The organism is Mesorhizobium amorphae, assembly GCF_014843845.1.
GTDB classification, from domain to species: Bacteria; Pseudomonadota; Alphaproteobacteria; order Rhizobiales; family Rhizobiaceae; genus Mesorhizobium; species Mesorhizobium amorphae_A.
On record NZ_JHQS01000062.1, the window covers coordinates 114,536 to 138,430 of the forward strand.

Sequence of the window (23,895 nt, forward strand, 5' to 3'; positions counted from 1 at the left end):
ATGCCATTTGCCATGCGCGTGAATTTTGGCACAGATTGCGCCTGACTGACCATCGGCGCGAGAAGCAATCAGGCATGGATCATTTCGACCTCGGCTCTTACCGGCGTCCCATCTCCACCCATTCGGCGGAGACGCAGCGCTGGTTCGATATCGGGCTGAACTGGTGCTACGGCTTCAATCACGAAGAAGGGATAAGATGTTTCGAGAAGGCGCTGGAAACGGACCCTGACTGCGCCTTCGTGCACTGGGGCATCGCTTATGCCGCCGGACCTTTCTACAATCTGACCTGGAAGGAGCATGGCGAGGCCGAGGCGAACAGGGCGACGAAACTGTGCTTCGAGCATGTCCAGCTTGCGCGCGCCAATACCGATCAGGCGAGCACGGTCGAAAGGCGGCTGATCGAGGCGCTGGCCTGCCGGTTCCAGAAGCCGCAGCGTGTTACGCCGGCGGAATTCGAGCAATGGGACGATGCCTATGCCGCGGAGATGCGCCGCGTCTATGCAGACTTCCCTAACGACCATGACGTGATGGCGCTCACCGTCGAGGCGCTGATGATGCGCACCGTGCGGCGGCTGTGGAACCTCAAGACCGGCCAGCCGGCGCCGAATTCGGATGTGCTGGAGGCGTTGGAGGTTTGCGAGCGCTCGATCCGGTTATCGGACGAGGCCGGTGTCGCGCAGCATCCGGCGATCATCCATCTGCACATCCATCTCCTGGAGATGTCGACCCAGCCGGAACGCGGCATGCGTTCCGCCGACCGGCTCGGCACGATGTGTCCGGATGCCGGGCACATGAACCACATGCCGGGCCATATCTATGTACTCTGCGGCGAATACGAGAAGGCAAAGCTCGCCAGCGAAAAGGCGGTACGCGCCAACGACCTCTATCTCGCCTATGCGCAGGAGACTTCCTACTACCTGCTCGGCTGCTGCCACGACCTGCATCTGATGATGTTCACCTGCATGTTCCTCGGCCAGTACCAGCCGGCGCTGTGGGCGGCCGACAAGGTGCGCAGCCTGGTGACGCGCGATGTCGTCAGCATCCCCGACCGGCCGAAGCTGACGCAGACGGTGGAGGGCTACCATGCCATGCGATCGCATGTGCAGGTGCGCTTCGGCCGCTGGCAGGAGATCATCGACGAGGCGATGGTTGGAGAGCCCGAACTCTATGTGCTGACCACGGCCATGCAGCACTACGCCAAGGGCGTCGCGTTTGCGACGCTGCGGGACTTCTCCGCAGCGGAACGGGAGCGCGAGCGCTTCCACCTTCATCTGAGCCGCATACCGCCGGAGCGGCGCTTCCTCAGTAACCCGACCCGCGCCTCGCTCGCCGTCGGCGCTGCCTTGCTCGACGGCGAGCTCGCCTACCATCAGGGCCGTCATGAGGAGGCCTACGTTCACCTTCGGCAAGCGGTCGAGCTCGACGACAATCTCTCCTACACCGAACCCTGGGCATGGATGCACCCGCCGCGCCATGCGCTGGCCGCCCTGCTTCTCGACCAGGGTCACGTTGAAGAGGCCGAGCAGGTTTATCGCGACGATCTCGGCCTCAGCGGCACGGTGCAGCGCTGTGCGCAGCATCCGGACAATGTCTGGGCGCTGCACGGGCTGGTGGAATGCCTGAAGCGCCGCGGCGAGACTGACGAGCTTCCGCTGCTGCAGGCGAGGCTCGCCGCCGCGCTGGCCAGAACGGACGTACCGATCACCTCGTCCTGCCTCTGTCGGACAAGCGTCCAGTCAGGGCACAGTTGCTGCCATTGAGGCACCTCAAGTCACCTTCACCGGTGCCGCCGCTCTCAGCAGCATGCCGAACAGGTCGCGCGGTTCGTCGGGATCGGCCAGCATGTCGAGCTCCTGGTAGAGGCCGGTCGATGCCAGTTGGTCGCGGACATAGCGCAGCGCCGAAAAATCCTCGATGGCGAAGCCGACGGAATCGAACAGGGTGATCTGGCCGGGCTCGCGCCGGCCCTTTGCCACGCCGGTGATGACCTGCCACAGCTCGGTTACCGGATGGTTGGTGGGAAGCTGCTGGATCTCGCCCTCGATGCGGGTCTGCGGCGGGTATTCGACGAAAATGTCTGAGCGCAGCAGGATGTCGCGGTGCAGCTCGGTCTTGCCGGGACAATCGCCACCGACCGCGTTGATGTGGACACCGGAGCCGACCATGTTGTCGGTGAGAATGGTGGCGTACTGCTTGTCGGCGGTGACGGTGGTGATGATCTGAGCGCCCTCGACTGCCTCCTGCGCGGTGGCGCAAGCGACCATATCGAAGCCGAGGCCGGCGAGATTGCGGATGCATTTTTCCGTCGCCGCGCGATCAATGTCGAAGAAGCGCAATCTGCGCACGCCGAGCAGCGCCTTGAAAGCCAGCGCCTGGAATTCGGCCTGGGCGCCATTGCCGATCAGCGCCATGCAATCGGCGCCGGCAGGCGCCAGGTGCTTTGCCGCCAGCGCCGACATCGCCGCCGTGCGCAGCGCCGTCAGTATGGTCATTTCCGACAGCAGCACCGGATAGCCATTGTGGACGTCGGCCAGCATGCCGAAAGCGGTTACCGTCTGGCGGCCTTCGCGCATGTTCTTGGGATGGCCGTTGACATATTTGAAGCCATAGACCTCGCCATCGCTGGTCGGCATCAGTTCGATGACGCCCTCGGCGCTGTGCGAGGCGACGCGCGGCGTCTTGTCGAAGGCCTCCCAGCGGCGGAAGTCGTCCTCGATGTAGGCAGCAAGCTCGGTAAGAAAACGCTCGACGCCGATCTTCAGCACCAGCTTCATCATGTGATCGACGCTGACGAAGGGAACGATGTTGAGATTAGGGATCATGGTCTCGCGTGCTCCCGCCTTTGCCGACGGCAATCAGTCATTGCGCTGAGCATTATACGCCTTCATCACGCAAGCGAGTGCGGGATCGCGCGGCTCAAGCGCCCAATCGCAGCGCTGGTGGCCACGAGCAGGCGCAGCCTTCAGCCACGTTCGGGCTGAAGGCCAATGTGCAGGAGCTTCATGATATGGTGAGAACGCTCCCCGTCAGGAGAAGATCTCCGCCAGTTCATCGACGCTGGTGCCTTCCTTGACCTGGCGCAGCTCGACATAGCTGACCGCGGCGGCGACCGACAGCACCATCGACACCACGCTCTGCACCAGCCCCTCCAGGATGGAAGCGACAGTGCCGTGAAACAGGTAGACAACCACGCCAACCGCCCCCTGGATGACCATGGCGATGATGATCAAAACCAGGAACAGGCCGAACAGCGACCAGCGGCTGCCCTTGGTCAGAGCACGGCTGCGCGACATGGAACCGAACACTCCGAGCCGCTCCTGGATCAGAACCGGCACCGACACCGACCAGCCGAGCCACAGGATGACGCCGGGCACGATCAAGGCGATCATGGCCAGGCCCGACCCCAGAGCAACGAGGAAACCTATCGCCAGGGTCGGCAGCAAAAAGCGGGTGGCGATCTGGAGGCTGTCGCCAAGGGTCGGCCGCTTGCCGTTCAAATCCTCGATGGTGGCCCGCACAAGCGCCGACTGCAGCAGCAGCGCCAGCATGGAGCTTATGAGAACGGCAACAACCGTGATCCAGGGATTGCCAAACGCGAAGGTGGGGTCTGCCGCGGCGCCAGGATCGGTCTGCAAGATCGCTTGCATGCGCGATTCGGTCCAAAGTCGAAAAACAACCGTCGGCACACCTGAAAACAGCAAAGCCAAACCAATGCAAAGACCGATGTTGCGACCGATTACGGCAAATGTGTTGTTGAACACCCTGCCGAACTGAAATTTCTCCGGCCGTTCCATTGTCGTCGAAGTCATGATGCACCCCCCGTGCTCACCGCCGCGTGTAGGTTGGCGGACTCGACAGTAAATTTGCCAAGATTGAACGTCGCCGTCCAGCCCACTTGCAATTCTTATTCTGCATTGCCACTGTCGGTGCGGAACCGCAGGTTGCAGGGGGCGAGCGGGTGGCAAATGCAGGGCTGGGCACAGCGGACGCCGAATGGCTGGCCAAGATGCACAAGCAGCTGCTCTCGGATGATTCGATCCAGTTCGGTCTGCCGGCCCTTGTTCAGCCTGAACCGCCCGAATGGCTGAAGCCGTTGCTGGAGATGCTGGAGCGGCTCGGTCCCTATATGATCTATCTGTTCTGGGCCGCGGTGATATCGGGTGCGGCCATCATCCTTTTGTTGATCGTGCTTGAAGTGAAAGGCATCGCCTGGCGCCTGCCGTGGCGGCGCGCGCGCAAGGAGACCGAGGCGGAAGAGGCATGGCGCCCCGACGCAGGCGCGGCCCAGATCCTGCTGTCGGAAGCGGACGCGCTTGCCGCGCGTGGCGACTATGACGAAGCGGTCCATCTCCTGCTTCGCCGCAGCGTCGCCGACATTGCCGGACGGCTGCCCGACTTCCTGCGGCCGTCGCTGACGTCGCGCGACATTGCCAATGCGCCTTCCCTGCCGGCACGCGCCCGCGGCGCGTTCAGCGAGATCGCGCGGATCGTCGAGGCCGCCCTGTTCGCCCGTCGGCCGGTCGGCGCCGAAGGCTGGCAACAGGCGCGCGGCGCTTATGAGCGATTCGCCTTCCGGGATGCCTGGGCATGAGTGCTTCGGCAGCCGAAGTTCCGTCGCAGGAACCGTTCAGCCGCAGAACGCTGTTCTGGGGTATTTTCGCCAGCCTGCTTGCGGCGGCCGGCTTCTTCCTGCTCTCCACCTATGCCCCCGATTTCCGTACGCCTGGCAATGGCGGGCCAACGCCATTGTCCAAGGGCGGCTCCGGCTATGCCGGCCTGGTGGAATGGCTGAAATTAACCGGCGAGCCACCTTCGATGGCGCGCAACGAGGACGACCTTGCCAGCGACAAATTGCTGATCGTCACCATCTCGCCCGCGAGCGACCCGGAGGCGCTCACCCGGATACTCGATCTGCGCAAAGACCTCAGCACGCTCTTCGTGCTGCCGAAATGGCAGACGTTCCCGCTGCCGGAGCACGAAGGCTGGGAGACGAAAGTCGGGCGGCTGCCCGACACGGTCGTGAATGAATGGCTCGGCCGCATCACCAAGGCAAAGCTCGGCGTCGGCCAAAGCACGGTCGAGAAACTCGACATCGAAGACAGGCTGGTAGCCGCGCCCGAGGATATGCAGTGGGTGGCCGAGGAGCATCCGCTGATCGCGGCGGGCAACGGCAAGGCTGTTCTCACCGAACTCGCCGACAAGCCTTTCTACATCCTGACCGACCCCGACCTGATCAACAACGCTGCGCTCAAGGACCCCGACAAGGCAGCGGCGGCGCGCGACATGATCGCCTTTCTGACACCCGATGAGGGCGAGGTCATGTTCGACCTCACCCTTCACGGCGCGGGGCGCAAATACGATCTCGCCAAGCTCCTAGTCGAGCCGCCGTTCCTGGCGCTGACGCTGACCATCCTCGCCGCTTCGGCGCTGGCCTTCCTGCACGGCCTTGGCCGTTTCGGGCCACCGCGTGCCGAGGAGCGCGCTATCGCCTTCGGCAAGCGGGCGCTGGTCGACACCACGGCGATGCTGCTCAGGCGCGCCGGTCGGCTGGAGGAGCTGGGCGACCGCTATGGCGCCCTGGCGCGGGCGCGCGCCGCGGCACTGCTCGGCGCGCCGCACGGCCTGCAGGGCGAAGCGCTCGACCACTGGCTGGATTCCCGCGACAAGGATGAAGCCGGCGGCTTTACTGTGCGCCTGCAGGCCGCAAACAATGCCAGGACCCTGGCGCAAATGCATGAGGCGGCCGAGCGGCTGCACGACTGGACGGCAAGGAGGCTCAGTGAACGTCGATGATGTGAAGACCCTGGCGAATGCGATCAGGGAAGAGGTGGCGAAGGCGATTACGGGCCAGCATGACACGGTCGACCTGATGCTGACCGCCTTGTTCGCCGGCGGGCATATCCTGCTCGAAGGCCCGCCGGGCACCGCCAAGACGATGACGGCGCGCTGCTTCGCGCAGGCGCTCGGCGTCGCCTATGGGCGCATCCAGTTCACACCCGACCTGATGCCCGGCGATATCGTCGGATCGAACATCTACAATTTCCAGACCGGGCAATTCACGCTGACGCGCGGCCCGATCTTCTGCGACCTGCTGCTTGCCGACGAGATCAACCGCACGCCGCCGAAGACGCAGGCAGCGCTGCTGGAAGCCATGCAGGAACACGCCGTGACCTTCGACGGCACCACGCATTCGCTCGGCCAGAACTTCATGGTGGTGGCGACGCAAAACCCGATCGAGCATCAGGGCGTCTATCCGCTACCCGAAGCCCAGCTCGACCGCTTCCTGTTCAAGCACCGGCTGAGCTACCCCGACGCGCAGGAGGAACGCGCCATCATCATCCACCATGGCGGCGGTTCCGCCTCGCATGACATCAAGCAATACGGCATCGAGGCGCAGACCGACCGCAAGACGCTGGAGAAGGCGCTTGCCACCGTCGGCGATGTCACGCTCGTCGACGACGTCGTCGGCTACATTGCCTCGCTGGTGCGCGCCACACGCCAAAGCCCGGAACTGGAAGTCGGCGCCAGCCCACGCGCCGGCGCAATGCTCGCCCGCGCGGCGCGCGCCAGGGCGGCGCTCGACGGCCGCGCCTATGTCATCCCCGACGACGTCAAGGCGCTCGCCGTGCCGGCTCTGCGCCACCGCGTCATTCTCTCGCCGGCGGCGCAGATCGACGGGCGGCTGGTGGAGCAGATCGTCTCCGACCTCGTCGACCAAACGGAAGCGCCGCGTTGATCTATCCCAGCGGCAGAGCGATCTGGGCAGCGGCGGCAGGGGCCATCCCTGCCTTTCTGGTGGCGCTGGCATTGCCGTCGCTCTGGTATCTCGGCTTGCTGTGGATCTGCCTGCTGCTTGCCTTCCTGGCGGTGGATGCGGCCGCCGGGCGCGGACGGGCATCGCTCAGCGCCAGTCTCGACGCGCCGCCGCAGATCGGCGTCGGAGGTCGCTTCAACCTGCAGATCGCCGCTCGCTTTGCCGGCCGGCCGCGACCACTGCAGGCGCGGGTCGGGCACGATACACGGCTGGCGCCGGTCGCCGGCAGTGGCGGCGCGCTGGCTCCGACCAGGGACGGCGGAACGCTCGACCTGCAGTTCGAGGCATTGCGGCGCGGCATTGCCAGCTTCGACCGCCTGTGGCTGCGCTGGCGTGGACCGTTCGGGCTGGTCTGGAACCAGGTCGTGCTGCCGATGGACAAGAAGGTGGCGGTGCTGCCCGACGTCAGCAGTGCCCGCGACGAGGCGATCACGCTTCTGCAGCGATCGGCACTGGCCGACGGCCATGCGCAAAGGCGAGCCGGCCAGGGTCGCGAGTTCGAGTCGCTGAAGGATTATCAGCCCGGCATGGGCCGGCGGATGATCGACTGGAAGCGCAGCGCTCGCCATGGCAAGCTTTTGGCGCGCGAATTCCGGGTCGAGGAGAACAACAACATCGTGCTCGCCATCGACAGCGGGCGCCTGATGTGCGAGCCGGTCGACGGCGTGCCGAAGGTCGACCGTGCGGTGACGGCCGCACTTTTGTCGGCCTTCATCGCGCTGAAGGGCGGCGACATGGTCAGCCTGTTCTCGTTCGATGCGCGGCCGCGTGTCACCAGCGGTTCGGTGCGCGGCTCTGCCAGCTTCGCGATGATCCAGAAGCGGGCAGCCGAGATCGACTATTCCAGCGAGGAGACCAATTTCACGCTGGCGCTGACCACGCTGTCGGCCAAGCTCGACCGGCGCTCGCTGGTCATCGTCTTCACTGATTTCGTCGACCCGATCAGCGCCGAACTGATGCTGCGCACCGTCGGCCGGCTGACCGAACGGCATCTGGTGCTGTTCATGATGATGAAGGATGTCGAGTTGGAGACGCTGGCCGACATGTCGCCCGCCTCCCCCGAAGACGTCGCGCGCGCCGTCACCGCCGGCAACCTGCTCAGGGAGCGGCAAGTGGTGATCGGCCGTCTCAGGTTGCTCGGCGCGCATGTCATCGAGGCCAGCCATCAGCGGCTGGGCCCGGCGCTGGTCGAGCGCTACCTGCAGCTGAAGCAGGAGGATCTGTTGTGACGATGCAAGCCGGCACGAACGCGGTACGCCAGTCGCTGGCCAGCTTCCGCCAGGAGCGCGAGGCCGACTGGAAGGCTTTCGAGGCGCTGCTGGCCCGCGTCGAAAAACGGGCGCCCCGCGCGCTGTCGGAAGAAGAATTGCTGTCGCTGCCCCTGCTCTACCGGTCGGCGCTGTCTTCGCTGTCGGTGGCGCGCGCGACATCGCTCGACAATGCCCTGGTCTCCTATCTCGAATCGCTCTGCCTGCGCGGCTATTTCTACCTCTATGGCGCGCGCCGCGGCCTGCGGCAGCGCATCGGCGATTTCTTCCTGCATGACTGGCCGCATGCCATACGCGACCTGTGGCGCGAGACGCTGGTGTCCGTCGGGCTGACTGCGGTAGGCGCCGGCGCCGGCTATTGGCTGGTGGCGTCCGACAAGGGCTGGTACGACGCCATCATCGCGCCTGGCCTTGCCGGCGGGCGCAATCCGGATTCGTCGGCAGAGATGCTGCGCAGCGTGCTTTATGACGGCGCCAGCAGCGAATTCCTGTCGAGCTTCGCCGCCTATCTTTTCACCCACAATACCCAGGTGGCGATCCTGGCCTTCGCGCTTGGCTTCGCCTTTGCCGTGCCCAGCGTGCTGCTCATCCTGATGAACGGCTGCATGCTCGGCGCGCTGTTCCAGGTCTATGCAGCCAAAGGGCTGGGCTTCGAACTCGGCGGCTGGCTCTCCATCCATGGCACCACCGAGATGTTCGCTATCGCGCTGGCGGGTGCCGCCGGCATGCGGATCGGCACGCGCATCGCCTTTCCCGGCGAACTGCCCCGCATGGCGGCCGCCGCCCAGGCCGGGCGGGTGGCCGCGACGGCCATGGTCGGCGTCGTGGTTATGCTTTTGTTTGCCGGCCTGCTCGAAGGCATCGGCCGGCAGACGATCACCAGCGATGGCGTGCGCTATGCCATAGGCGGCGGCATGCTGGCGCTTTGGAGCGCCTATTTCTACCTATTCCGGCTGGTGCGGCATGGCTAGGCGCGCTGCCTTTGTAGCGGCACGACCGTTGATCACGCCGGAGGGTGTCGATCTCAGGATCAGGCTTGCCGACGCCGGCACGCGAGCTTCCGCCTTCCTGCTCGATGTCGTGATCATCTCGACCGCGGCGGTGGTCATCACCATCGTCGCGCTGTTCGGGTTGAGAGGCCTTGGCGCCCACGAACTGCAGCCGCTCTTCATCGTCTGGATCATCCTGATCTTCCTGCTGCGCAATGCCTATTTCATCGCCTTCGAGGCCGGCCGGCGCGCCGCGACGCCCGGCAAGCGTATCGTCGGCATACGGGTCGCCTCGCGCAGCGGCGCGGGTCTCACGATCGATCAGGTGATAGCGCGCAATCTGATGCGCGAGATCGAGATCTTCCTGCCGCTGTCCATCCTCGCCGGGCGCGGCGGCACGGGCGTCGCCGACACGCTGACGACGATCTTCGGGCTGGTGTGGGCGCTGATGTTCGCGCTCTTCCCGCTTTTCAACCGCGACCGCCTGCGCATCGGCGACCTGTTGGCCGGCACCTGGGTGGTCGAGGCGCCGAAGCTCGCGTTGGTCGAGGATCTGTCCGCCAGACAGGATCCGGTCGCCAAAGCGTTCCATTTCAGCCAAGCCCAGCTCGACGCCTATGGCATCGCCGAACTGCACAAGCTGGAAGAGGTGCTGCGCCGCGACGATTATTTCGCACTCAGGGCCGTGGCCGAGACGATCGGGCGCAAGATCGGCGCCGCACCACAGGCGCCGGATTCAAGGGCCTTCCTCACCGCCTACTACGGCGAGCTCAGGGCGCATCTGGAACGCAAGCTGCTGCTTGGCAACCGCAAGGCGGACAAGCATGCACGGTAGACGCATTTTTGCTACAGTTACGACGTTAAAAACAAAAACAAGCAGATTAAGGCAATGCCCATTGTTTGCATGAATCGAACTATCAGCGCCTGTCTTTCAATTAACTTTTCCCTAAAACCTCTCTCGTGGTCGTCGTACTTCAAATAACCATAAAACACAACCAAAGACAATACGAATAAACAAATACCCCTCATAGAATAACTTTTACGAAAGTATCCTTCTCCGTATACGACTATCCATCCACCAATTCCGTTGATAACTAGAATTGAAATAACAAACACAGATATCATCAAAAAGATATATAACGCCTTTAGGCTAATTTGCGGACCGCTCCTTACATTCATCATTACCGGTTCACCATATGCTCGCCATCTCTCGAAAACTCACATGCTGACAGAAGCTCGGTTCCAGTCAGTGCAGCCCTCTCGCCTACCCCACCCACTTCTCGTAGTCGGACACCAGCAGATGCACCGGCGCGACATCCTCGTCGATGTTGGAAAAACGGCCGATCGGCTCGCGGAAGACGTTGTCGGTGAGGTCGTCGTTGACGGTCGAGACCTCGCCGATCAGCACGTCCTTGCCTTCGGCCCAGAAGGCGTGCCAGACGCCCGGCATTAGTGTAACGCTCTGGCCCGGATCGAGCTTCAGCAGCCCGCCGGCCGGCAATCTGTGGATGGTTCCGTCGACAGGCACCGACACTTCGGCCTTCGGATCGATGCCGCCGTCGCGATCGTGCATGAACAGTTCCAGCACCAGCTTGCCACCGCCGCGGTTGATGATGTCCTCGGCCTTGATGTTGTGGCGATGCATCGGCGACAGCTGGTCCTTGCGCGAGATCATGATCTTCTCGGCATAGAGCATGCCCATGCCCTTTTTCATGTCCGCGTAGACGCCGTTACGCACGGTGAACAGGAACAGGCCGAGTTCGTCGAACTTCTCCTGGCCGTAGTCGGTGATGTCCCAACCGAGGCGCGAGGTGAAAATGGCCGCGGAATCAGCCTTGCGCGCCTTCATCTCTTCTGGGCTCCAGTAGGCGAAGGGCGGCATGATGTAACCGAACGAGCGGATGAAGGCGTCGGCGTCGCGGATGATGTCGTTGATGGTGGAGCGTTTCATGGTCGTGATCCCTTCTTCAGGCGGCGCCTACAGCGCATAGCCGAACACCGATCCGGTGTCGACGCAAACTCTATACTGGCCTCATGACATCCGGACCGATCAGGGTCATAAGTCCAGGCAAATCCCAAGGTGACAATCCCATGCGCAGCATAGACGACCTCGATACGCCGGCGATCCTGATCGATGCCGCCCGCGCCGAAGCCAACATCGCAAGGGCGCAGGCGCATGCCGACCGCCATGGGCTGAAGCTCAGGCCGCACGTCAAGACCCACAAGCTGCCCTACTGGGCGAAGAAGCAGGTTGCGGCCGGCGCGGTCGGCATCACCTGCCAGAAGATCGGCGAGGCCGAGGTCATGGCCGATGCTGGGCTGACCGATATTTTTCTCCCTTACAATATCCTTGGCCGGGCGAAGCTGGAACGGCTGAAGGCACTGCACGGCCGCGTAACCCTATCGGTGACGGCGGATAGCATGGACACGCTGATGGGACTTGCCGACACTTTCACCGATGCCGGCCATCCCCTGCCGGTGCTGGTCGAATGCGACACCGGCATGGGCCGCTGCGGTGTGCAATCGGCCGACGAAGCGGTGGCGCTGGCGCGCGAGATCGACAAGGCCAGAGGCCTTCGCTTCGGCGGGCTGATGACCTATCCGGCGGCAGGCCGCGCGGCGCAGGCCGAGGCGTGGCTCGTGGATGCCAAACAAGCGCTGGCGGCAGCGGGCCTCGAATGCCAGCGCATCTCCAGCGGCGGCACGCCCGATATGTGGCGCTCGGGCGAGGACAGCGTCGTCACCGAGTACCGTCCCGGCACCTACATCTACCTCGACCGCTACCAGGTCGCCAAAGGCGTCGGCAGCCTCGACGGTTGTGCGCTGACGGTGCTGTCGACGGTGGTCAGCCACCCGACGCCGGCGCGGGCCATCCTCGATGCCGGCAGCAAGGCGCTGTCCAGCGACACGCTGGGGCTGGTGGATTTCGGCGAGCTGCTGGGCATTCCGGGCGCCAGGGTCACCGGCTTGAGCGAAGAGCATGGCAATGTCACGCTTTCGGATGGCGCCAAGCTTCGCATCGGCGAGCGCGTGCGCGTCGTGCCCGACCATTGCTGCGTCGTCACCAATCTGTTCGACCAGGTGCATCTGATCGACGGCGACAAAGTGCTGGAAACGCTGCCGGTGGCTGCGCGCGGCCGGATGGGGTGAGGAGCGGTAGCTGATCTTCGACTGAGGTCAGTTAGCCTGCCGCGCCGCCACACGCCGCATCGAAATCACGCGGCGCCGGCGGATTTCCGTGCGCATGGCCATCAGATGCAGGGCGAAGAACAGCACGGTGAAGCCGAGCGCCATCGCCAGCAGCGGCCGCAACATCGAGGGATCGATGGCCGAGCCGCCCATGCGGAACACCGAAGCCGGCTGGTGCAGCGTGTTCCACCAGTCGACCGAGAATTTGATGATCGGGATGTTGATAAAGCCGACCAGCGTGATGATGGCAGCGGCCCAGGCGGCGCGGCTTGCGTCATCGAGTGCCCGGGTCAGTGCGATGATGCCGAGATACATCAGGAACAGCACGAAGACCGAGGTTAGTCGCGCGTCCCACACCCACCAGGTGCCCCACATCGGCTTGCCCCAGATCGAACCGGTGATCAGCGCAAGTGCCGTAAAGACGGCGCCGATCGGTGCCGCCGATTTCAGCGCCACGTCGGCCAGCGGATGGCGCCAGACCAGCGTGCCCAACGCCGAGATCGCCATCAGCGTGTAGCACATCATGGCGAGCCAGGCGAAAGGCACGTGGATGTACATGATCCGCACGGTGATGCCCTGCTGGAAATCCTCAGGTGCTGCGAAGCTCATATAGAGGCCGGCAGCGAGCAGGATGGCGGCGACCGAAGCCAGCCACGGCACGAGCCTGTCGGCCAACCCGACGAAGCGTGTCGGATTGGCAATATCCATCCAGCCGGTGCGGCGTGAGGTGGTGTCGCTCATGCGGCCCTACATAGACCGGCGGGGTGATCGCAGCAATCGATCATCGATGTCGCAGGTCGAAGATTGCGGGCCCCGGGCAAAACCCGGGACCAGGCAATTCAGGCGGCCTCGCCCTGCTGCACGGTGCGGCTGAGGCGGCGGACCTCTTCGTCGTTGAGCAGGCCGCCGGCGCGCAGCAGGCTGGCGAAGCGGCCGTTGCGCAGCGACAGTTCGGCAAAGCCGCCGAACTCGACCACCCTGCCCTTGTCCATGAACACGACCAGGTCAGCGTCGCGGACCGTGGTCAGGCGGTGGGCGATGATGAAGGTGGTGCGATCGCGGCGCAACTCGTCGATCGCTTCCTTGACACGGTCCTCGGTCTCGACGTCGAGCGCGCTGGTGGCCTCGTCGAGGACCAGGATCGGCGCATCCTTGAGCACGGCGCGGGCGATGGCGATGCGCTGGCGCTCGCCGCCCGAAAGCTGGCCGCCGCGCTCGCCGACGACGGTGTCATAGCCGGAGCTCTTCGACAGGATGAAATCCTGCGCGGCGGCGGCATTGGCGGCGGCGTGGACCTCGTCATAGGTCGCCTCGGCGCGGCCGACGCGGATGTTGTCCTCGATCGAGCGGTTGAGCAGGCCGGCGTCCTGGAACACGGTGGCTATCGAATGGCGCAGCGACTTGCGGGTCACCGAGCGGGTATCGATGCCGTCGATCAGGATGCGGCCGCTGGACGGCGTGAAGACGCGCTGCAGCAGGTTGATGAGCGTCGTCTTGCCGGCGCCCGTCGGGCCGACGATGGCGACCGTCTGGCCTGCCTGGACTTCGAACGACACGTCGTCGACACCCTGGCCGGAATTGGCGAACTCAAAGCCGACATGTTCGAAACGGACGTGACCGGTGACGTTGACGAGGTCGCGCAGACCGTCGGGCTCGGCGGTTTCGGCGGCCGAGTCCTCGAGGCGGTAGAAGTCCTCGAGCTTGGCGCGGGCCTCGGAGATCTGGTTGGCGAAGGCCGACATCTGGTCGAGACGGGCGATCAGCAGCGTGGCGAAGCCGGTAAAGGCGATGACGTCACCGATGCGCAGCTGGCCATGGGTGACCAGATAGGCGCCGATCAGCAGCACGATCATCATCGAGATGGTCGACGACAGGCGATGCAGCGCGTTGGCGATCGCCCACCAATCGAGCACCGGGTTCTGCGCATCGAGCAGGTTCTTGACGTAACGCTTCAGCGCCTCGGTCTCATGGCCGATGCGGTTGTAGCTCTGCAGCACGGCGACGTTGCTGACGGAGTCGGTCACATGCGCGAACACGGTGTGGTAGTGCCGCTCGACCGCTGCCTGGCCTGCCTTGGTGCGGCGCATGACCAGCCGGCCGATGCCGACATAGAGGGCGCCGAGCGCAAGCAACACCATCGACATGCGAACGTCCATGCTGAGCGCGGTCGGGATCAGCAGCGCCAGGGCGACGACCGTCGACAGATGCTGGCGCATGAATTCGAGCCACAGGCTGAACAGGGTCTCTACCGCGCGCAGCAGCGTGTGGAGCGAATTGGAGGTGCCGCGCTGGTGATGCCAGGCGAGCGGCATCGTGATCACGCGCTCGAACGACTGGCACAGAACTTCGCTGCGCCGCTTATGAGCGAAACGGTCGGCGCCGCGCGCCACCAGCACGAAGGCGACGATGTTGAACGCACCGAGGCCGGCCCACAGTCCCAGCGTCGAGAACACCGAGCCATGCTCGGAGATGGCATCGATCACTCGTCCGAACATGATCGGCTCGAGGATGGCGATAACGGCGAGCGCAACGTTCGCGCCGCAGATCAGCGCAACGCGCTTTCTGTCGGCCGCGAGATAACCCAGCGCTCTCCAGTAGATTTGCAGAAGGGACACTTCAGCTACTCCGCCAAAAACATTATTGTGCACCGCACCATTTCTTGACACGTACCGGTTAACGTGTCGCAAAACAATGCCCGTCTACCTCTTCCGTTCCCAATTCGCGAACAAAAGATGACGACGCTGCGAAATCTGTCGTGATCACCTAACGGTTTGAGATAAAAGGTGAAATGTCAGCCTTGCGGCAAAATCATGGCAGCGCCGAAGCGCTGCCACATTTTTAATCACCGGAAGCTTGCGTAGCTGAACCTAATAGGCCGAACCGCCCATTCGCCAAGGTCATGCGCAAATAAAGACTTCAGAGTACTGCCCGCCCCGAAGGACGTGCAGATAGTGCTTCAAGCCTTTGATTTCACGCAGGTATCCTGACAACCACATCGACCTTGTCGCCGGCTTTCGGCTCAAAGGACGAGGATTTTGTCTTGGTTCCATTGACCTCGAGCGAGATGGATTTGGCCTTTTTGTCGCGGATGACACGAACCTTGACCTCGGCCTCCAGCATCTTGAGCGTCGCCGCATAGCCGTCCCAATGGCCGGGGAGTTTCGGCCGGAACGTGATCTGCTTGCCGCGCCGCTCGATGCCCAGAATGCCTTCGACCGCAGCCCGGTAAAGCCAGCCGGCCGACCCGGTGTACCAGGTCCAGCCGCCACGACCGCCCTTGCCTTCCCCGGCATAGATGTCGGCCGCCACGACATAGGGCTCGACCCGATAATGCTCGGCGGCAGCCTCGTCGGCGGAATGGTTGACCGGGTTCAGCATCGAGAAGCATCGGTAGGCGTCGTCGGTGCGGCCCATCTCGGCCAGCGCGATGACGAACCATGTCGCCGCGTGGGTGTACTGGCCGCCGTTCTCGCGTACGCCCGGCGGGTAGCTCTTGATGTAGCCCGGGTCCTTGTCGGTCCTGGAGAAGGGCGGCGTGAACAGCTTGACGATCTTGAGTTCGTCGTCGACGAGCATCTTTGTCGCCTGCTGCATGGCGGTGGTCGAGCGTGCCGGATCGCCCTCACCCGACAGCACGCTCCACGACTGAGCGATGGAGTCGATCTTGCACTCTGCGGAGTTGTGCGAGCCGAGCGGGCTGCCGTCGTCGAAGCTGCCGCGGCGATACCATTGGCCGTCCCAGGCCGTGCTTTCCAGCGCCCGCTTCAGCGCGTCGGCGTGCTTTGTCCAGGTTTGCGCGCGCTTGGTGTCGCCCTGCATCTTGGCGACGGGGGCGAAGTCGCCCAGCGTCTTCAAGAGGAACCAGCCCAGCCAGACGCTCTCACCCTTGCCGCCTTCGCCGACGCGGTTCATGCCGTCGTTCCAGTCGCCGCCGAGGATCAGCGGCAAGCCGGCGGGGCTGCTGCGCTTGATGGCAAGATCGAGCGCCCGCGCGCAATGGTCGTAGAGCGAGGCATGCGTCTTGGAAATCTCCGGCGTGAAGAAGGCATCGTGCTCGCCTTCGCCGAGCTCCTGCCCGTCGATGAACGGCAACTGCTCCTTCAGGATGCCGGCATCGCCGGTCACATCGATGTAGCGGCTGGTGGCGTGGGCGAGCCAGACCACGTCGTCCGAGATCATGGTGCGCACACCGGCGTCGGTGCGCGGCAGCCACCAATGCTGCACGTCACCCTCGGGGAACTGCCGGCGCGCCGCGTTGAGGATCTGGTCGCGCGCCAGTTTCGGGTCATGAACCAAGAGCGCCATCGTGTCCTGCAGCTGGTCGCGGAAGCCGAAGGCGCCGCTCGCCTGGTAGAAGGCGGAGCGGGCACGGATGCGGCAGGCGAGGCTCTGGTAGGGCAGCCAGTGGTTGACCATGGCGTCGAGCGCCTTGTCGGGCGTTTCGACCTGGATGGTATCGAGGAAGCCGCGCCAGACGCGCTCATTGTCGGCCAGACGCTGGTCGAAATCCTTGCCGCGATGGGTCTGCACCAGCGCGCTCGCCTCTTCGACAGAGGCCGCGTCGCCGAGCAGCCAGAAAAGCGTCACGTCGCCGCCGGCGGGGATGTCTACGTCACTGGCGATCGCGGCACAGGGATCATCACCGGCTTCGACGCGGTCGGACAGGTTAGCGCCGGCCAGCACCGCCTGCGGATACTCGCTGCTGCCGTGCCGGCCGATGAACTCGCCACGGTCCGCCGTCACCGAATGCACCGGGCCGCCGGCGGCCAGGAAGGCCACCCGCTCGCTGAAATCGAGCCCATAGGGATTTTTCGCCAGCAGCGCGCCGGTCGCGGCATCCCGCGACGGGACGATGGTCGCCGCTGTGCGCGAGCGATGGCTGCCAAGCACCCATTCGGCATAGGCATAGATGCGCAGCCGCGCCGACACCGAGCCGGAATTCTGGATGCGCAGCCGGGTGATCTTCACCGGATCGTCCGGGTCCACCACATGCGTCAGGTCCATCGACAGCGGCCCGCGCTTAGAGCGGAAGGTCGAAAAACCCTGCCCGTGCCATGTTTCGTAGGTCAAGGCGGGATCGCGCAGCACGGCGGCCGTCGGCGAGAATGCCTTGCCGCTGGCGTGGTCGTAAATGTAGATGCCCTCGCTCGGCCGGTTCGAGACAGGATCGTTCGACCATGGCGTCAGCTGGTAGTCGCGGCTGTTGCGGCTCCAGGTGAAGGCCGCGCCCTCGGCCGAGACATGGAAGCCAAACGAAGGGTTGGAGATGACGTTGATCCAGGGCTGCGGCGTCGTGCGGTGGCCGGTCAAACGGGTGACGTAGTGGCGGCCGTCGCCGTCGAAGCCGCCAAAACCGTTCCAGAGGCTCAAGCCGCTGCCGTCGGCGCTGCTTTCTGCCGAGGAGCGCGTCATGAAGGCCGGTGCCGGCAGCGATGGCTCGCGAGGGCCCGCCGCGCCCGGCGCCGGCTGCAGGGCGTCACGCGCCTGCAGCGCCGCCGCCTCGGCGCGCTCGATCTGGTCGAAGATGGTGCCGTTGCGCGTGTGCAGCACGACGCGGGCAACCGCGAGCAAGGTCTTATAGGTGGCCTCGTCCATCAGGTCGCGGCGCACGGCGAAGATGTGCTGGCGCGGTCCGAGCTCCTTGCCGCGCAGGCGGGCGTTTTCGCACAGCGTCTCGACCGCCCTTTGCAGGTCCTGCACGTAGGAGGACGCCTGCTCGTTGACGACGACGAAGTCGATCATCATGCCGCGGGCGCGCATGTATTCCTGGAAGCGCAGCGCCTGGGCGACGATCTCGAGGTCGGCGACGTCGCCGATGCGGACCAGGAAGATCGGGAAGTCGCCGGAGATGCTGGTCGGCCACAGGCTCGACTGCTTGCCGAGACCCGACGCGATGGATTCGGCCGGCAGGCGCAGGAACGGATCGGGATAGACCAGATAGCGCGCCAGCTTCTGCACATTGGCGGCGTCGGTCAGGCTGAGGCCGAGATGGCGGGTCTGCACCTGGCTGCGGGTCCAGGCGAGCATCGCCTGGCGGGCGAAGCTTTCCGGATGGTCGAGCCGGGCGATGGCTTCGTCGAGCTCGGCGCGGTTGGCGCCGACGACGGTCCAGAAGGTCAGCGATATCTTCTTGTTGGCGGGTACGCGCACCTGCCGGCGAAGGGCTGCGACCGGATCCAGCGTGAAGCCGGAATGGCCGCCGAGCTTGGCGCCGGGATCGAAGGCAGCCGCATCGACGATGGTGCGGCCGCGGCCGATGAAGGCACGCCGGTCGGTCTCGGCCTCGGCATCGCGCGCCGGCCCCGAAGGATCGGTGACGAAATGCGCCATGGTGAGGTCGGGTTCGTTCTTCTCGCGCTTGCGCCTGGTGGCGAAGATGGCGCCCTTGTTGGGCGCGATCTCGGTCTCGAGGAACATTTTCGAGAAGGCCGGATGCGCGTAATCCGAGGCTTCGTTGCCCAGCACCAGTTCGGCGAACGAGGTCACCTCGATATGCCGGTCGACGGCGCCGTCATTGTAGAGCGTGACGCGACGGCCTTCGCCATTGCCTTCCGAGATGACGATGCATTCGACCTCCGAACGCAGCGATCCCACGGATTTGATGAAGCTCGCCTTGTCGTCGGAAAACAGCGTCTGAACGCGCTCGCTCTCCGCCCGCCTCGGCTCTGACGTCGCCGACCACCAGTCGCCGGTGCCGGCATCGCGCAGGAAAACGTAGGATCCGAGCCGGTCCTCGGTCGGGTCCGGCTGCCAGCGGGTGACGGCAAGCTCGCCGAAGCGGCTGTAGCCCGAGCCGGTGGCGGTGACCATCACCGAATAGCGGCCGTTGGACATGACGTTGGTCGAGCGCAGCGCCCGCGCCGGATCGAGGATGATACGCGTGTCCGGGCTTTCGGTCTCGGTCTCGTCCTTCGAGCGCTCGTCGGCCTCGGTCCTGACGGTGGCGGTCGGGATGTCGCGCGGCGCCCTCTCCTGCAGCAGGAGCTCGGCCGACTCGATCACCGGGTCGCTGTGGAAACGGTCGCGCAGACGGCCTTCGAAGATGGCGTCGGCGACGGCGGCGATCGACATGCCCGAATGGTGGGCCATGTAGTTCAGCACGACGGCGTGGTCGGCGCCTTCGGGCACGCGCTGCGGCGTGAAATCGACGGCGTCGTAAAAGCCGTGCCGGCCAAGCGCGCCGATGGCCTTCAGCCTGGCCAGGTTCTGCACGGATTCGCGCGGCGTGAACTGCGCCGCCAGGATCGTCGCGTAAGGCGCGATCACCGTGTTCTGGCCGAGGCCGCGCTTCAGGCCGAGCCCCGGCACGCCGAAATTCGTGTACTGGTAGGTCAGCTCGCGGTCGCGGGCGTTGTAGGCGGCTTCCGAGATGCCCCACGGCACGTTCTTCGAGCGGGCATACTGGATCTGGCGTTTGATGATCAGCTTGCTGGTCTGGTTGAGGATACTGCCCTGCGGCTCCTTCATCACCAGCGGCGGCATCAGATACTCGAACATCGAGCCCGACCAGGACATCAGCGAGCCCTGGAAACCGATCTCGACGATCGGCCGGCCAAGGCGGAACCAGTGCTCGGTCGGCAGGTCACCCTTGGCGATGGCGAACAGGCTGGTCAGCCGCGCCTCGGAGGCGAGAAGGTCATAGCAGCTTTCGTCGAGCTGGTGTTCCTCGACCCGGTAGCCGATCGACAGGAGCTTGCGCTCCTGCCGCATCAGGAAGGAAAAATCCATCTCGAAGGCGTAGCGGCGCGTACGCTCGCGCAACGCCAGGAGCCTGGCGCGCAAGGTTTCGACGGCGTTCTCGTCATTATGCGAGTCGTGGACATGCGCCTCGCAGGTGGCCTCCAGCCGTGCCGCCCAATCGGCGATGACATCGCTGCGCGGCGACGCGGCTTCTGTGTGGATGGCGACAGCAAGCTTGCGGATCTCGCCGGCGAGCACGGCAAGGTTGATGGTGCGGATCGACGCCATCTCGGGCTGTGCCTTGATGGTCATCACCGCGCGCCGCATGCCGTCGAGGCGGTCGGCGAGCCGCTGGCGCAGCGGCCTGAGCTGGCGGCGGTCGTCGGGCAATTCCTCGAGGCTCTCGTCGAGGATGGTCACGGTGTCGAGGATGCCCTCGAAATCGCCCTGCAGATGTACCGAAGGCGCTTCCGCCCATTCGGCGCAGGCCGCCGCCACCGCCACCAGATGGCCGGCGAGGTTGCCGCTGTCGACGGCCGAGATGTAGAGCGGATAGAGCGGCTTCAGCGTGGTGGTGTCGTACCAGTTGTAGAGATGGCCGCGATCCCGCGGCATGCTCTCGATGGTGGCCATCGTCGCATCGATGCGGGTGATGGCGTCGGACAGGCTGATCCAGCCGAAATCGCGCGCCGAGACTACCGACAAGAGGTAGACGCCGATATTGGTCGGCGAGGTGCGCGGCGCCACCACCGGCGCCGGGCTCTCCTGGAAATTGTCCGGCGGCAGATTGTGGTGCTCGGCGGTGACGAAAGTCTCGAAGTAGTGCCAGGTGCGTCGCGCCACGGTGCGCAGCGCATGGATGTCGGCGGCCGAGATGCGCAGCCGGTCCTCGGTCTCGGCCGAGCGGCTGATCCAGCAGGCGACCGCCGGCGAGCCGATCCAGAAAATCGCGAAGAAGAAGGCGACGAAGGCGCCGGTGGAATCGGCGAGTACTGGAATGGCGAGGCCGACGACGCCGATGATCACAGCGCCATACATCATGCCGTAATAGGCGCCGAGATCACTGCCGCCGCTTTTGTGCGCCTGCGAGGCGGTGCGCCATTCGAGCAGGTTCTGCCGGCTGACGAACAGACGGTAGACCGTACGCACGATCGCATCGCCCATCATCCAGGCGTTATGGGCCATCAACAGGATCTTGAGCGCCACGAGGGCCGTGCCGAAGACGGTATCGCGCGCCAGCGCCGAGAAGTGGCCGCGCGGCGTCTGGTCGCCGCTCTTCGGCAGGATGCCGTTGACGATGTCGAAGGTCGGCGCCATGAACAGGCTGAGGATCAAAAGCGCCTGCCATTGCGCGGCCTGCGTGAAGGGCAGCAGCGCCCAGCCGGCGATCGCCGCCATCACCCAGAAGATCGGCGTCAGCGAGCGGCGCAGATTGTCGACCATCTTCCAGCGCGACAGCGCCGGCACGCCTGAGCGCGGATTGAAGATGAAGCTGAGCAGCTGCCAGTCGCCACGCGCCCAGCGGTGATGGCGGGAAGCATCGACCGAATAGCGCGTCGGATAATCCTCGACCAACTCGACATCGGTAACCAGCGCCGAGCGCGCCAGAGCGCCTTCGAGCAGATCGTGGCTGAGGATGGTGTTCTCCTCGATGCGGCCCTTCAGCGCCGCCTCGAAGGCATCGACATGATAGAGGCCCTTGCCGGTGAAGGAGCCATCGCCGAAGACGTCCTGGTAGACGTCCGAAACGGCAAAGACGTAAGGGTCGAGGCCGCGATTGGCGGAGAAAATCCGCTGGAAGAACGAGGCGTCGTCGCCGCTGGTCAAGGAGGCAGTGATGCGCGGCTGCAGGATGGTGTAGCCGGCGGTGACACGACGCTTGGCCGCATCGAAATGCGGCCGGTTGAGCGGATGGCTGAGTTTGCCGGCCAAGGTGGCGACGGCATCGCGCGTGGTGCGCGTATCGGCGTCCAGCGTCATCACATGGACGACGTTTTCCGGCAACGACACATCGAGCGGCAGGAAGGTGGTGTCACTGTCGCCGCGCAGCAAAAGGTTCAGCTCGTGCAGCTTGCCGCGCTTGCGCTCCCAGCCCATCCAGCAGCCTTGCGCGGCGTTGTAAAGCCGGCGCCGGTGCAGCACATAAAAACGCGGCGCCCCTTCCGACGGATAGCGGGCGTTGAGCCGGGCGATCTCGTCGCGGGCATATTGCAGGATCTCGATATCGGCGGCGTCGATCTCGGTCTTGCTATCCGGCCAGTCCGAAAGCAGCGCGAAGCGGATCTCGTCGGCCGTGTTGGCGAGGTGATGCACCTCGATGTTGCGGATGTTTTCCTCGACATCGTCGCGCGAGCCGATCAGCGAGGGCACCACGACCAGGGTGCGCGCCTCGGCCGGCACGCCGCCGTGCTTGTAGTCGTAACCGACGAGCCGCGTCGGCTTCAGGAACAGCGACACGACGGTGTTGAAGAAGGCGAGCGCGCCCTCGCTGGCGGGCACGGCGAACAGCGCCAGCATCAGCACGATGGACGGCACCGAAAGGCCGAGATGGGCGAGCGCGTTGCCCGCGAGCGCCAGAAGCAGGACGGTCAGCGCAAACACCGGCACGACGACACCCAGCCAGCCGGTGCTGGCGAAGGTCCGCTTGACCGTGACGCTGACGGTCGGCCGGTAGCCGATCGCCTTTTCCAGCTCCAGCCGGCGCGGACCGACGAGGAAGAAGCCGACATCCGTATGCGCTACACTCTCGATGGCGTCAGCGCCGGATACATGACCGGCAAGCTCGATCGCCTTCTCGGCGACGCGGTATTCAGAAAGCTCGGAGCGGCGCGCCAGCTCCTCGATCGCGGTGCGGTACTGGTCGCGCGAGAAGAAGTCGAGCGCGGCGAAATCGGTGCGCTCGCGCAGCAGCGTGTCGATGCGGCTAACGCCCTCGAACCACACCGTCCAGTCGACGTCGTTGATCAGACGCAGGCCGCGGATGATGTTGCCGGTGGTGACATTGCCGCTGGACAGCGTGTGGTGCTCCGAGATGATGATTTCCTCGGCGTCGGAGCCGGTCTTCTCGAGCTCGCCCTCCAGCCATTCCAGCGCCCGGCCGGCATTCTGCGAACCGTCGCGCAGACGATAGAGCAACTGGGTGGCGAAGGTGGTGTCCTGCGCATGGGTGACGTAATGCGACAGGATCGCCTGGCGGTCGGCATTGTCGTCGGTCGCCAGCACGCGGTCGGCGACTTCGTTGGCGATCTGGCGCATCTGCCGCGTGCGGTTGACGCGCACGGCGATACGGCGAAGGTTTTCGATCAGGACAAAGCGCAGCAGCGACGGCAGCGCCCAGAGCTCGCCGATCTTCAGCGGCTCTACCGACTGGAAGCCCTCGACGATCGACTTGAACAGGGTCGCGGAGACCGAGCTGTCGGAATGCGCGACATAGGTCCAGGCCACCGCCAAAGCGCGCGGCACGCTGGTACCGTCGGACAGTTTCAGGGTCGGCAACTGGCGATAGAAGCGGCGCGGCAGATCGCGCTTGACCTGGAAGATCGTCTCCTCGACCAGATAGTTGTTGTCGAGCAGCCATTGCGCCGCCGGCGTGATGGTTTCGCCCTTGGCCTGCGCGGCATTGGTCGAGCGGTAGACTTCGAGAATCCGTTTCGCGCTGTCGCGGATACGGGCCTGGAATTCGAACGGCGTCAGCCCGAACAGATCTCCGACTTCACCCTCGGCGAGGCCGCTGCCCAACGCACGCAGGCGGTCCTCGGGGAGGAAATTGGAGCGGATCGGCTCTTCCGTGATGGCCGGAAAGGCGGCGCTCGTCTTTTCGATCTTGGCGGGGTTCGTCTGTATGTTCATTGAAAATTCCGTATAGCGGGCGCGATGCGGCGTCCCCGCCACGGCAATGTCCCTAAAACCGATTCAAATGCAATTGGTTGCATGGCGACATTGCCGAAATGTTGTT

At 64.6% G+C, this 23,895-nt stretch carries 14 protein-coding genes; 8 read left to right on the forward strand and 6 right to left on the reverse strand.

Annotated features, from left to right (window positions below; all coding sequences use genetic code 11):
• The first annotated feature begins 74 nt into the window (after positions 1–74).
• Entirely contained in the window at positions 75–1,760 is a 1,686-nt protein-coding gene (locus DH08_RS29025) for a tetratricopeptide repeat protein (RefSeq protein ID WP_192182692.1), read from the forward strand.
• Between the two features lie 6 nt (positions 1,761–1,766).
• Here the strand turns inward: DH08_RS29025 and DH08_RS29030 are convergent, their stop codons facing one another.
• Together DH08_RS29030 and DH08_RS29035 are read right to left on the reverse strand one after the other, a co-directional pair.
• A complete protein-coding gene (locus DH08_RS29030; RefSeq protein WP_192182693.1) occupies positions 1,767–2,822 on the reverse strand; it encodes an ornithine cyclodeaminase in 1,056 nt (351 codons plus the stop codon).
• A 204-nt stretch (positions 2,823–3,026) separates the two neighbouring features.
• Positions 3,027–3,809, reverse strand: coding sequence for a hypothetical protein (locus DH08_RS29035; RefSeq protein ID WP_192182694.1), 783 nt, complete (start codon positions 3,807–3,809; stop codon positions 3,027–3,029).
• A 149-nt stretch (positions 3,810–3,958) separates the two neighbouring features.
• Here DH08_RS29035 and DH08_RS29040 point away from each other — a divergent pair, with 149 nt between their 5' ends.
• The 6 genes from DH08_RS29040 to DH08_RS29065 are packed head-to-tail and all read left to right on the forward strand — an operon-like array spanning position 3,959 to position 9,906.
• Entirely contained in the window at positions 3,959–4,591 is a 633-nt protein-coding gene (locus DH08_RS29040; RefSeq protein WP_345892460.1) for a DUF4129 domain-containing protein, read from the forward strand.
• The gene (locus DH08_RS29045) at positions 4,588–5,793 is read left to right on the forward strand and encodes a DUF4350 domain-containing protein (RefSeq protein WP_192182696.1); all 1,206 of its coding nucleotides are present in this window, start codon (positions 4,588–4,590) and stop codon (positions 5,791–5,793) included. Before DH08_RS29040 ends, DH08_RS29045 begins: the two co-directional genes overlap by 4 nt.
• Positions 5,780–6,736: an AAA family ATPase gene (locus DH08_RS29050; RefSeq protein ID WP_192182697.1), complete on the forward strand. Its 957-nt coding sequence runs from the start codon at positions 5,780–5,782 to the stop codon at positions 6,734–6,736. The genes DH08_RS29045 and DH08_RS29050 overlap by 14 nt, the downstream gene beginning before the upstream one ends.
• Positions 6,733–8,043, forward strand: coding sequence for a DUF58 domain-containing protein (locus DH08_RS29055; RefSeq protein ID WP_192182698.1), 1,311 nt, complete (start codon positions 6,733–6,735; stop codon positions 8,041–8,043). Before DH08_RS29050 ends, DH08_RS29055 begins: the two co-directional genes overlap by 4 nt.
• Before the next feature lie 2 nt (positions 8,044–8,045).
• Positions 8,046–9,053, forward strand: a complete 1,008-nt coding sequence (locus DH08_RS29060; protein ID WP_210328929.1) for a stage II sporulation protein M — start codon at positions 8,046–8,048, stop codon at positions 9,051–9,053.
• Positions 9,046–9,906, forward strand: a complete 861-nt coding sequence (locus DH08_RS29065) for an RDD family protein (RefSeq protein ID WP_192182700.1) — start codon at positions 9,046–9,048, stop codon at positions 9,904–9,906. Before DH08_RS29060 ends, DH08_RS29065 begins: the two co-directional genes overlap by 8 nt.
• 429 nt (positions 9,907–10,335) lie before the next feature.
• On the opposite strand, the gene DH08_RS29070 is transcribed toward DH08_RS29065, so the two are convergent.
• Complete coding sequence (locus tag DH08_RS29070) at positions 10,336–11,022, reverse strand: D-lyxose/D-mannose family sugar isomerase (RefSeq protein ID WP_192182701.1); 687 nt, start codon at positions 11,020–11,022, stop codon at positions 10,336–10,338.
• A gap of 140 nt (positions 11,023–11,162) precedes the next feature.
• Here DH08_RS29070 and DH08_RS29075 point away from each other — a divergent pair, with 140 nt between their 5' ends.
• Positions 11,163–12,221 (forward strand): D-TA family PLP-dependent enzyme, encoded by a 1,059-nt coding sequence (locus tag DH08_RS29075; RefSeq protein ID WP_192182702.1) that lies wholly within the window; start codon positions 11,163–11,165, stop codon positions 12,219–12,221.
• Positions 12,222–12,248: 27 nt separating this feature from the next.
• Here the strand turns inward: DH08_RS29075 and DH08_RS29080 are convergent, their stop codons facing one another.
• From DH08_RS29080 to DH08_RS29090, 3 genes are all read right to left on the reverse strand, one after another.
• On the reverse strand, positions 12,249–13,001 hold the full coding sequence (locus tag DH08_RS29080; protein WP_192182703.1) for a heme ABC transporter permease: 753 nt from the start codon (positions 12,999–13,001) through the stop codon (positions 12,249–12,251).
• Between the two features lie 98 nt (positions 13,002–13,099).
• Positions 13,100–14,875: a glucan ABC transporter ATP-binding protein/ permease gene (locus tag DH08_RS29085; protein ID WP_192182704.1), complete on the reverse strand. Its 1,776-nt coding sequence runs from the start codon at positions 14,873–14,875 to the stop codon at positions 13,100–13,102.
• Between the two features lie 355 nt (positions 14,876–15,230).
• The gene (locus tag DH08_RS29090) at positions 15,231–23,789 is read right to left on the reverse strand and encodes a glycoside hydrolase family 94 protein (RefSeq protein WP_192182705.1); all 8,559 of its coding nucleotides are present in this window, start codon (positions 23,787–23,789) and stop codon (positions 15,231–15,233) included.
• Between the last annotated feature and the right edge of the window lie 106 nt (positions 23,790–23,895).

Excerpts from the sequence above, each read along its gene's own strand:
- DH08_RS29025 (WP_192182692.1), top strand. The coding sequence starts at position 75 with ATGGATCATTTCGACCTCGGCTCTTACCGGCGTCCCATCTCCACCCAT.
- DH08_RS29030 (WP_192182693.1), bottom strand. The coding sequence starts at position 2,822 with ATGATCCCTAATCTCAACATCGTTCCCTTCGTCAGCGTCGATCACATG.
- DH08_RS29035 (WP_192182694.1), bottom strand. The coding sequence starts at position 3,809 with ATGACTTCGACGACAATGGAACGGCCGGAGAAATTTCAGTTCGGCAGG.
- DH08_RS29045 (WP_192182696.1), top strand. The coding sequence starts at position 4,588 with ATGAGTGCTTCGGCAGCCGAAGTTCCGTCGCAGGAACCGTTCAGCCGC.
- DH08_RS29060 (WP_210328929.1), top strand. The coding sequence starts at position 8,046 with ATGCAAGCCGGCACGAACGCGGTACGCCAGTCGCTGGCCAGCTTCCGC.
- DH08_RS29065 (WP_192182700.1), top strand. The coding sequence starts at position 9,046 with ATGGCTAGGCGCGCTGCCTTTGTAGCGGCACGACCGTTGATCACGCCG.
- DH08_RS29070 (WP_192182701.1), bottom strand. The coding sequence starts at position 11,022 with ATGAAACGCTCCACCATCAACGACATCATCCGCGACGCCGACGCCTTC.
- DH08_RS29075 (WP_192182702.1), top strand. The coding sequence starts at position 11,163 with ATGCGCAGCATAGACGACCTCGATACGCCGGCGATCCTGATCGATGCC.
- DH08_RS29080 (WP_192182703.1), bottom strand. The coding sequence starts at position 13,001 with ATGAGCGACACCACCTCACGCCGCACCGGCTGGATGGATATTGCCAAT.
- DH08_RS29090 (WP_192182705.1), bottom strand. The coding sequence starts at position 23,789 with ATGAACATACAGACGAACCCCGCCAAGATCGAAAAGACGAGCGCCGCC.